Annotated in this window: 12 protein-coding genes; 5 read left to right on the forward strand and 7 right to left on the reverse strand. The window is 69.4% G+C overall.

Going from position 1 to position 8,568, the window contains the following annotated elements; all coding sequences use genetic code 11:
- Positions 1-110 precede the first annotated feature (110 nt).
- Positions 111-566: a GAF domain-containing protein gene (locus NK1_RS34960; RefSeq protein ID WP_063008424.1), complete on the reverse strand. Its 456-nt coding sequence runs from the start codon at positions 564-566 to the stop codon at positions 111-113.
- Between the two features lie 342 nt (positions 567-908).
- Here NK1_RS34960 and NK1_RS11070 point away from each other — a divergent pair, with 342 nt between their 5' ends.
- Positions 909-1,157, forward strand: coding sequence for a hypothetical protein (locus NK1_RS11070; protein WP_063008425.1), 249 nt, complete (start codon positions 909-911; stop codon positions 1,155-1,157).
- A 6-nt stretch (positions 1,158-1,163) separates the two neighbouring features.
- Here the strand turns inward: NK1_RS11070 and msrC are convergent, their stop codons facing one another.
- Positions 1,164-1,664, reverse strand: a complete 501-nt coding sequence (gene msrC / locus NK1_RS11075; protein WP_063008426.1) for a free L-methionine (R)-S-oxide reductase MsrC — start codon at positions 1,662-1,664, stop codon at positions 1,164-1,166.
- Between the two features lie 142 nt (positions 1,665-1,806).
- Between msrC and NK1_RS11080 the strand changes: the two genes are divergently transcribed.
- A complete protein-coding gene (locus tag NK1_RS11080; RefSeq protein ID WP_039780937.1) occupies positions 1,807-2,178 on the forward strand; it encodes a nuclear transport factor 2 family protein in 372 nt (123 codons plus the stop codon).
- 10 nt (positions 2,179-2,188) lie between these two features.
- On the opposite strand, the gene NK1_RS11085 is transcribed toward NK1_RS11080, so the two are convergent.
- On the reverse strand, positions 2,189-3,181 hold the full coding sequence (locus NK1_RS11085) for an LLM class F420-dependent oxidoreductase (RefSeq protein ID WP_063008496.1): 993 nt from the start codon (positions 3,179-3,181) through the stop codon (positions 2,189-2,191).
- 352 nt (positions 3,182-3,533) lie between these two features.
- Positions 3,534-4,319, reverse strand: a complete 786-nt coding sequence (locus NK1_RS11095; RefSeq protein ID WP_063008428.1) for an alpha/beta fold hydrolase — start codon at positions 4,317-4,319, stop codon at positions 3,534-3,536.
- A 63-nt stretch (positions 4,320-4,382) separates the two neighbouring features.
- On the opposite strand from NK1_RS11095, the gene NK1_RS11100 reads away from it, so the two are divergent.
- Both NK1_RS11100 and NK1_RS11105 read left to right on the forward strand, forming a co-directional pair.
- Complete coding sequence (locus NK1_RS11100) at positions 4,383-5,399, forward strand: RNA polymerase subunit sigma-70 (RefSeq protein ID WP_245660439.1); 1,017 nt, start codon at positions 4,383-4,385, stop codon at positions 5,397-5,399.
- 60 nt (positions 5,400-5,459) lie between these two features.
- Positions 5,460-6,062, forward strand: a complete 603-nt coding sequence (locus tag NK1_RS11105) for a maleylpyruvate isomerase family mycothiol-dependent enzyme (protein ID WP_063008498.1) — start codon at positions 5,460-5,462, stop codon at positions 6,060-6,062.
- Between the two features lie 41 nt (positions 6,063-6,103).
- On the opposite strand, the gene NK1_RS11110 is transcribed toward NK1_RS11105, so the two are convergent.
- The 3 genes from NK1_RS11110 to NK1_RS11120 all read right to left on the reverse strand — a co-directional run bounded on the left by NK1_RS11110 (position 6,104) and on the right by NK1_RS11120 (position 7,987).
- Positions 6,104-6,847, reverse strand: a complete 744-nt coding sequence (locus NK1_RS11110) for a DUF5995 family protein (protein ID WP_245660440.1) — start codon at positions 6,845-6,847, stop codon at positions 6,104-6,106.
- Positions 6,848-7,038: 191 nt separating this feature from the next.
- Positions 7,039-7,257: a hypothetical protein gene (locus tag NK1_RS11115; protein WP_063008430.1), complete on the reverse strand. Its 219-nt coding sequence runs from the start codon at positions 7,255-7,257 to the stop codon at positions 7,039-7,041.
- Between the two features lie 142 nt (positions 7,258-7,399).
- On the reverse strand, positions 7,400-7,987 hold the full coding sequence (locus tag NK1_RS11120) for a helix-turn-helix domain-containing protein (RefSeq protein ID WP_063008431.1): 588 nt from the start codon (positions 7,985-7,987) through the stop codon (positions 7,400-7,402).
- Positions 7,988-8,086: 99 nt separating this feature from the next.
- Here NK1_RS11120 and NK1_RS11125 point away from each other — a divergent pair, with 99 nt between their 5' ends.
- Positions 8,087-8,566: a DinB family protein gene (locus NK1_RS11125; RefSeq protein WP_063008499.1), complete on the forward strand. Its 480-nt coding sequence runs from the start codon at positions 8,087-8,089 to the stop codon at positions 8,564-8,566.
- Positions 8,567-8,568: the final 2 nt, after the last annotated feature.

Below are 8,568 nucleotides of genomic sequence, written 5' to 3' on the forward strand. Positions count from 1 at the left end.
CGACGGGTACGCCACATCGATGCTAGTGAGGGCCCGGATTTCACCGACGGCGGATCCCTGGCGGTGAGGTTTTCGAGTGGCGGTGCGCACACCGACGCGGCGTACCGCCGTTACTCTCGCCGCAGCCGCGGCGGGTTGCGGCGGCGGATCTGCAACAGGTCGGTGGCACTGCGGCACACCGGATGCAGAGCATCGGCGAGTTCCTCGGTGAGGACGTTCGCGGCCGGGGTGTAGACGCTCAGCACGCCGACCACCGCACCGTCGTCGTCGGACAGCGGCTGGCACTGCACCGCCTGCACTCCCCACAACCGCAGCTCCGCGCCGCACCCCGGCCACCGGGAGCTGCCGGCGAGATCGGTGATCACGATCGGGACACCGGTCGCCGCGGCCTCGCGGGCTGGGCTGTCGGGATGCAGCAGCTGCGCCTCCTCGACCATGCGCGCGCGGTGCGTCGTCGCCGCGACGATCTCGAGTACCGTGCTGCCGTGCGCGGTGACCCCCGCCATCGGCGATCCCGGCAGGGCACGCAGCAGCGCGGCGACTCCGGCCGCCGAAACAGGCGACACACCAGCGCGACCGGGCGGGTCACTGTGCATAACGGACCTCGATCCGACACGACGAGTCAACGTGAGAGGTGGCATACCGCACCCGGCACAACCGGGTCGGGGTATGACGACCAGTCTTCGAGTGCCCCGCTGCCCGTCGCGGCAAACCTCGTCCGGGCAGGCCGAATTCGTCCCGTCGGCACGCGCAGGCCGAATGTTCGTCCGGTACAAGCCGTTTGCGTCATTGCGCCGCGTACGCGAGGTCACCGTTTCGCGGCGTGCCGCCGGGGTACCCATCGATAATCCGCACTCGGAACGACTTCGTCACCGGCCGAGGGCCCGTCACCACAGGAGGTGTGCTGTATGGACGATCTCCAGCGCAGAGTGCTGACCGCGTTGACATCCGCGCGGCGTGGGCTGAAGACCGCGGACGCACGCCTGCTGGAGCGCCGAATCGTGGGGCTGCGCGCGGAAGTCGACGCCGCCGGCTATCCCCGCCCGCAGCACCTCCGCCTCAAGGCGTCGTGCGCGGAGGCATTGGCGGCGGCCAGGTGGACACTGGGGCGGCCGAATCCGCAGGCCTTCCGGCCGGCGATCCAGGCTGCCTCCTAGCCCTGCTCAGCCCCGGTCGTCCGAAATCAGCGAGTCGAGATAGATCGACGCGATCTCCTCGAATCCCCGCTGATCGACCGGACCGAATCGGTCGAGTTCGGGACTGTCCAGATCGAAGACGCCGATCACGGTGTCCTCGCTGATCAACGGCACCACCAGTTCGGACCTGCTCGCCGGATCACAGGCGATATGGTCGGGCACCGCGTGCACGTCGGCGACACGTTGCGTCCGCCGGGTCCGCGCCGCCGCACCGCACACGCCTCGGTCCAGCGCGATCCGCACGCAGGCCGGGCGGCCCTGGAACGGGCCGACCACCAGTTCGTTCCCGTCGAAGAAATAGAATCCCACCCAGTTCAGCCCGGGAAGACCGTGATAGACCAGCGCGGAAAGGTTGGCGGCGTTGGCAATCCGATCGTGTTCACCCGCCACGAGCGAACGGGCGGATGCCGCGAGCTCCCGATAGCGCTGTTCGCCCGCCTGGTCGTCGCGGATCCCGGCGGCGCTCATGCCACACCTTCGTAGTTCACGAGTAGATGTTCCCCTCTTGATGTTCGCGGATAGTTCGACGATCTCAGTGGGCCTCGCGCTTCCGTCCCGGCAGGCGGGATCGGCAGGCGGCGCCGCGCCGGATCCGTGTTTTCGTTGTCCCATGGCTTCAGCGGAACGGATTCGAGCAGCGGTACACCGGTATCTCGAGGCGGTGGGCTCGGGGTCCGCCGCCGATGTGGCGGCATGTTACAGCGAGGACGCCACCGTGGAGGATCCGTTCGGCTCGCCGCCGCACGTCGGCCGGGCCGCGATCGAAAAGTTCTACGGCGCATTGGATTCCGCGCATATGAGAACCGAGCTGCTCGACCTGCGGATCGCGGGCGGCGCGGCGGCGTTCCGGTTCCGGGTGGTGACCGAGACCGGCTCTCGCACCACGACGATCGAACCGATCGATGTGATGACCTTCGACGAGGACGCGCGCATCACCGGTATGCGAGCGTTCTGGTCACCGGAGGACGTGCGCGTCGACTGAATGCCGTGGGTCATCGCAGCGCGGGAATGACCTCGCGCTCGAACAACTCCACCCCGGACAGGTCGTAGGCCGATTCGGGGAAGTTGTGGATCGCGTACGACAAGCCGAGATCGCGGACCCGGGACAGGTTTTCGACGATCTGTTCCGGTGTGCCGACCGCGGGAGAATCGGCGTAGAGCTTGGTTACCCAGTCCTGCGCGGCGTCCGCCCCGAGGGCGGGGGTCAGCCGAGAAGCGAGTGCGTCCAGCCGTTCACGCACCTCCGCCTCGGTGGCGCCGATCACGGTGTTGAAGTTGGAACTACGGGTGATCGCGTCGAAATCGGTTCCGACGGCGGCACAATGGTCGCGCAGCAGCTCGGATTTGTGGGTGAAGGTTTCGGGATCGCCCGCGAAGTTGGTGTACTGCGCGTATCGCGCGGCGATGCGCAGCGTGACTTTCTCACCCCCGCCCGCGACCCAGATGGGGATGCCGCCCTCCTGGAGCGGCAACGGATACACCCGGGCGCCGTCGACCTGGTAGTACTTGCCGTCCAGGGTCGCGGTGCCGGTGGTCCACGCCTGACGGAAGATCTGCACTCCCTCGTCGAGTCTACCCAAACGCTCACCCGCGGAAGGGAATCCGTAGCCGTAGGCGCGCCACTCGTGCTCGTACCAGCCGCCGCCGATACCCATCTCGACCCGGCCGCCCGATACCAGATCCACGGTCGCGGCGACCTTGGCGAGGTAGGCCGGATTCCGGTAGCTGATCGCGGTGCACATCTGCCCGAGCCGGATGCGCGTCGTGGTGGCGGCGAAGGCCGACATGAGCGTCCACGCCTCGTGCGTCGCTTCCTCGGTGGGAACCGGCACGGTGTGGAAATGGTCGTAGACCCATAACGATTCCCAGACTTCGGCGGCGTCGGCCCGCTGCGCCAGATCCCGCATCACACCCCACTGCGCCCCCGGTTCGATGCCGACCAGGTCCAGTCGCCAGCCCTGGGGAATGAAGATGCCGAAACGCACGCCGCGCCTCCTCGTCGAGAGAACAGATCCGGCGGTCACTTTTCCCACCGATGCGCCCGCGGGCAAGAGTTCGGCGCTCGGCGCGCCGAACTTCTCCGCGGCCCGCATAGGCGCAGACCCGGCGAATCCGGGATCGGTTCACCGGGTCTGGGGTCACTTCGTCAGAGCAAAACGTCGATCAAATTGATGAGGATCGATCCCAGACCCGAGGCCAGAGCTCCGACAACCGCGATGATTCCGTTGATCACAGCGTTCCTTTCTCCGAGCGTTCCGTTGGCAAACCACGAGGTATTCGATGTCGACGCACATGTCGGATTGGTCCGACCTGCGCCGGTGCCGGCGCAGGTGATCGTCACGATCGATCGCCGGCGCGCACCACGCGCGTGAGCCACTCGGCCAGCAGGGCGCGCAGCAGCTCCGGTTGCTCGTGCGGGAGGGCGTGTCCGGCCTCGTCGACCACGACGAGCGAGGCGTGCGGACAGCGCTCGAAGAGATCGGCCGCCGCCGCGTAACCGACCGTCGAATCCAGGCGCCCGGCCACGATCGTGACCGGCCCCGGATAGGGCGGTGTGCCGTCCGGGCTCAACTGCCACCGCTCACCGATGCGCCGCGCCGCGGACCGATCGACCAGCTCGGCGGCGGGTGCGACGACACGCTCGTAGCGGTCGAGCATGGCCGGGGTCTGGACGACGAAGTAGCCGCGGAAATCGTCGTCGCCGAGATCGCCCGGCCCCGCCACGACGCGATGCGCGGGAAGGTCACGCACCCCCGGCAACAGCGGGCAGACCAACGCCAGACCGGCCACCCGGGTGGCGCGCCGCGCGGCCATCGCCTGCGCGTAGTACCCTCCCGCCGAGTGGCCGACGAGCAGGAAATCACCGCCGGTGACCGCATCCGTGAAGCGCAGCAGCGCGTCGAGTACATCGTCCGCGCTGCGCAGTGTGCCGGGTGCGGCGGTGTGTCCCGCACCGGGCAGGTCGGGGTAGATCCGCCGCAGCCCGGCGGCGTCGCCGAGAACCGGTTCGAAGCACGCCTCGGCCTCGCGGTGATCGACCCCGGCGCCGTGCAGCACCACCACCGGGCGGCCCGTGCCGTGCTCCACGTAGTGAAAAACGACCTCGCCCGCGCGCAGCTCCATGCCCCGCAAGCTACCCGGCCGGTCCCGCTGTCGCCGGTGACACGGAGGTGCGAGCATGGGGCGGTGAGTGTGTCCGCGAGTGAACCGCCGCCGGAACCCGGAAGGCCGGAGTCCGGCGTTGCGGGGTCCGGCGTTTCGGGGCCGGGGGCACTCGAAGCGCTGCGGATTCCGCTGACCGGCTACTGCTACCGGATGCTCGGTTCGTCGGCCGATGCCGACGACGCCGCGCAGGAGACGCTGATCCGCGCCTACACCCGATTCGACAGTTTCGACCCCGAGCGCGGCCGGCTCTCGACGTGGGTGCATGCCATCGCCACCAATATCTGCCTGGACATGCTGCGCTCGGCGCGCCGCCGGATACTGGTGTGGGAAGGTCCGGTATCCACCGGTTTCGACCCGGACGCGGTGGTGCCCGCCGACCGGTGGCTCGACCCGGTCGCGGACGCACGGGTGCTCGACCCGGCCGACCGCGTCGTCCGCCGCGAGTCGGTGCGGTTGGCCTTCGTCGCGGCACTGCAACATCTGCCGCCCCGCCAGCGGGCGGTGCTGGTCCTGCGCGAGGTGCTGGCTTTCAGTGCCGCCGAAACCGCGACCATGCTGGAGGTCAGCCCGGCCGCGGTCAACAGTGCCCTGCAACGCGCCCGCACCACCCTGGCCGCGGTCCGGCCCTCCGCCACCGATCCGCTCGATCCCGACGACCCGGACGACCGGGACCTGGTCCGGCGCTACGTCGCGGCCTTCGAGAATCACGACGTCGACGGTCTGGCCGCGCTGCTGTGCGAGGACGCCGAATCCGGGATGCCGCCGTTCGCCTGGCGACTGAGCGGGCGCGACCTGATCGTCTCGGTCTTCGCGGCGGGCGACGCGTGCGCCGGCGATCGGCTGGTACCGGTGCGGATGAACGGTTCGGTCGGATTCGGTCAGTACCGCCCCGATACCGACGGTGTGCTGCGCCCCTTCGCACTGCTCGCGATCCAGGCGCGGTCGGGGCTGATAGCGCGGCAGGTGACCTACCTGGGCAGTGGCGACCGGTTCGCCGAATTCGGGCTTCCGCCCATTTTTCCGGGCGCCCACCGATGAATTCTCGCCGTCGGGTTCGTAGCAGAGGTGACCACTCCCTACGACCGAAACGACGGAGTCATGACCTCGACCGACACCGACACCACCGTCCTGCGCGAGCACACCGTGGCCGAGCGCCGACGCCTCGCGGACCTGCTCGCCGGACTGACGCCGGAGCAGTGGGCCGCGCCCTCGCTGTGTGAGGGCTGGCGAGTCCGTGAGGTGCTCGCCCACATGACGATGCCCTACCGCACAACCACGTGGTCGTTCGTGCGCGGGCTGGCCGGTGCGCGCTTCTCGTTCCACCGCTACGCCGACCGGGCCGCGCGCGCCGACACCGCGCGGATGAGCGATGCGGAGTTGCTCGCGTCGCTGCGCGACAACGTCGAACACCCGTGGCGTCCGCCGGGCGGTGGTGCGGTGGGTGCGCTGAGCCACGACGTGATCCACGGCCTGGACATCACCGAGCCCCTGGGCCTGCCGCCCGCCCCGCCGGAACGGATCGCCCTCGTGCTCGACCAGGCGAGCCCGAAGTCGCTGCGCTACTTCGGCGTCGACCTGACCGGCCGGCAACTGCGCGCCTCCGACGCATCGGTCACGCTGGGGACGGGGACGCCGATCACGATGTGCGCCAAGGACATTCTGCTCACCGTCACCGGCCGCCGCCCGCTGCCGGCCGACTGACGGCGCCGGCCGCGGTCACGGGGATGCCGGGCCCGCCGTGCTCACAGGCCGCCGAGGCGTGCGAGCACGGCGAAGGCCGCATCGTCGGCCGACCACAGCGCGTTGATCTCCGCGCGCGTGGCCTCGGCGGTGGCGGGGTTCTGCAGCGCCAGCCCGTTGGTCCAGACCACCACGTTGTAGCCCAGGTCGGCGACCTCGAGCAGCGGCCCGGTGGCCACGCCCTGACCGAACAGCCGGTCGAGTCCCTCACCGACGAAGTAGAAGCGCCACAGCGGCCCGAGGTCGGCGTTGTAGACCTGCTTCGTGCGATCGACGATCAGATCGCCGCTGCGGGCGATGGCGTCGACGATGTGGAAGAAGTCCGGCGCGTTCTCCGGTCTACTGCCGACCGCGGCGACCGCGTAGGCGAGGTCGACCGTCAGGTGCGCGTTGTACCCAGCCATCGCGACCCGCGCGGGCGACTGGTCGCATTGCCCCGCCAGCTGGAAGTACCAGGCCCAGTGGGGCTCCGGCGTGCCGTCGGTGAACTCGGCGTGCAGGTTCACCAGGAACCGGCGCAGCAGTTCGTAACTGATCGCGTGGGCGTATTCCGGATCGACGAACGCGGTGGGATCGTGCTGCAGCGGCAGCACCGGGTCCTGTTCCACGGCGTCGAGCCCCACGTCGAACAGGCCGCGCCAATCATGGTGGGAGACAAGAATTTCGGTGATCCGACGATTACGTGCCACCGCCTCGTCGAATCGGTCGAGGGTGGACCCGGCGCCGATGGTCGTGGTATCGGACAACTCGGCAACGGTCCGGATCTCCGCGGGCGACAGCGGTGTGCCGCACCGGGTGCCGGCCACGGCCCCGGCCTGCGGCGAAGCAGCGATCAGAGTCGAAAAAGCAAGAGCCACAACGATCGACGCGGCACGGAGCATACGGTGACCATCCTGTCCGGTGACGTACGGCGGTGTTGCCGATACGGTACTGCTGTTCACTCCGAGGCCGGGCGCGCGGTCTCGGCGCCGGCCGCCGCCGTATGTTCGCCGCGGACACGGTCTGCCAGCCGGGCGCCCTCGATGTCGAGGTCCGGGACGAGACGGCCGAACCAGCGTGGGTGGTGCCACATCCGGTTACCGACCAGCGCCATCACGGCCGGTACCAGCCTCAGCCGCACCACGAAGGCATCGAGGAGCACGCCGACCGCATCCACCAGCGAGGCCGGGTTACCGGACCACCGAGCACGAACAGGTATCTCGACATCGAATTCCTCGATTCGATCGGCCTATCGACACATCGGACCATCATCGACCATCGCGCACGCGGCCGTCGAGGGGGCGCGCTGGGCGGTCCCGCTAACCGTCAGCAGACGCACCCGGGCGCACATGCGCGCGCATGCCCTGCGGGCCGAACAGGATGAGGAGTTCGACCACGCCGCCGTCGGCGCTGCCCAGCCAGTGCGGTACCGAGGTATCGAATTCCGCCGCCTCGCCCGGCGGCAGGGTCAGATCGCGGTCGCCGAGAACCAGACGCAGCCGGCCGTTGAGCACGTAGAGCCATTCGACACCCTCGTGTGTCTGCGGTGTCGGCTCCTGCGGTTCGGGTCGCGCGGGGATGATCATCTTGAATGCCTGCACGCCGCCGGGCCGCCGGGACAGCGGCACGAACGTCATGCCGTATCGCCGAATCGGTTTCAGGTGAATGCGCGGATCGCCGGTGCGCGGGGCGCCGACCAGGTCGTCGAGCGGGACGTTGTAGGTGCGCGAGAGCGGCAGCAGCAATTCCAGCGTCGCCCGCCGCTGTCCGCTCTCCAAGCGCGACAACGTACTTTCCGACACCCCGGTGCTCGCCGCGAGGTCGGCGAGGGTGATTCCGCGCTCGCGGCGCAACGCGCGCAACCGGGCACCGACCGCACCGAGCACCTCGTCCGTTTCGTCAGCCATCGGGCCATCTTGCCGGAACGGCAAGTTTTGGTGCCGATTCGCGGCGGCGGCGGCAAGGCTGAACGGGTACGAACGCACACCGATCGCGAAGGAGCCGCCATGCCTGCCGCCGCACGCCGGAAGGACACCCCACCGCCGCGGACCGGAACCGATGAGCTCGCGGTGCTGCGCGGGTTCCTCGACTATCTGCGCACCGGCGTCGCCGCGAAGGTCGAGGGCGCACCCGAACCGCAGGTCCGAGCCGCCGCGGTGCCCTCGGGCACCAATCTGCTCGGTCTGCTGGTCCACCTCACGGCCGTCGAACGCTCGATGTTCCTCGGCGACGAAGTGACCGACTGGCAAGCGACGTTCCGGGCCGCACCGGACGACGGCGTGGCCGAGGTCCTCGCCCGCTACCGCTACGCGGTCGCGCGCGCGAACGAGGTACTCGACGGATGCACCGATCCCGCCGCGACGCTGCCGGGACGCCCGGGCCCCAGCGTCCGCTGGGCGCTGACCCACATGATCGAGGAGACCGGCCGCCACGCCGGTCACGCCGATATCCTGCGCGAACTGATCGACGGCGCGACCGGGCGCTGAGA

The sequence above is a fragment of the Nocardia kruczakiae NBRC 101016 genome (assembly GCF_001612965.1).
In the GTDB taxonomy this organism is placed as follows: Bacteria; Actinomycetota; Actinomycetes; order Mycobacteriales; family Mycobacteriaceae; genus Nocardia; species Nocardia kruczakiae.

Bases quoted from the DNA above. Each gene is read 5' to 3' on its own strand.
- NK1_RS11070 (WP_063008425.1), top strand. From the start codon at position 909: ATGGACGATCTCCAGCGCAGAGTGCTGACCGCGTTGACATCCGCGCGG.
- msrC (WP_063008426.1), bottom strand. From the start codon at position 1,664: ATGAGCGCCGCCGGGATCCGCGACGACCAGGCGGGCGAACAGCGCTAT.
- NK1_RS11080 (WP_039780937.1), top strand. From the start codon at position 1,807: ATGGCTTCAGCGGAACGGATTCGAGCAGCGGTACACCGGTATCTCGAG.
- NK1_RS11095 (WP_063008428.1), bottom strand. From the start codon at position 4,319: ATGGAGCTGCGCGCGGGCGAGGTCGTTTTTCACTACGTGGAGCACGGC.
- NK1_RS11105 (WP_063008498.1), top strand. From the start codon at position 5,460: ATGACCTCGACCGACACCGACACCACCGTCCTGCGCGAGCACACCGTG.
- NK1_RS11120 (WP_063008431.1), bottom strand. From the start codon at position 7,987: ATGGCTGACGAAACGGACGAGGTGCTCGGTGCGGTCGGTGCCCGGTTG.
- NK1_RS11125 (WP_063008499.1), top strand. From the start codon at position 8,087: ATGCCTGCCGCCGCACGCCGGAAGGACACCCCACCGCCGCGGACCGGA.